Origin of the sequence: Nocardioides sp. (genome assembly GCF_024509035.1) — a bacterium.
Classification (GTDB): domain Bacteria; phylum Actinomycetota; class Actinomycetes; order Propionibacteriales; family Nocardioidaceae; genus Nocardioides.
Map to the genome: position 1 here is coordinate 1 of NZ_JANINT010000323.1, position 308 is coordinate 308.

A 308-nucleotide genomic window follows, 5' to 3' on the forward strand; every position below is an offset into this window, starting at 1 on the left:
GGAGACCCCCTTGACCGCGCTCGCGCTCGCTCGGATCGCGCGCGAGGCCGGCGTTCCCGAGGGCGTCGTGAACGTCGTGCCCACCACGGACGCGGCGGCAGTCGTCAGCGCCTGGCTCGAGGACGATCGCGTCCGCAAGATCAGCTTCACCGGGTCGACCGGCGTCGGCCGCATCCTGCTGCGCCAGGCCGCCGATCGCGTCGTCAGCACCAGCATGGAGCTCGGCGGGAACGCGCCGTTCGTCGTCACCGCCGACGCAGACGTCGACGCCGCGGTCGCCGGCGCGATGATCGCCAAGTTCCGTGGGG

Annotated in this window: 1 protein-coding gene; it reads left to right on the forward strand. The window is 73.1% G+C overall.

Translation table 11 applies throughout. The features are described 5' to 3' along the window. The coding region (locus tag Q0L15_RS20215) for an aldehyde dehydrogenase family protein (protein WP_296606441.1) at positions 1–308 on the forward strand (308 nt) is incomplete at both ends.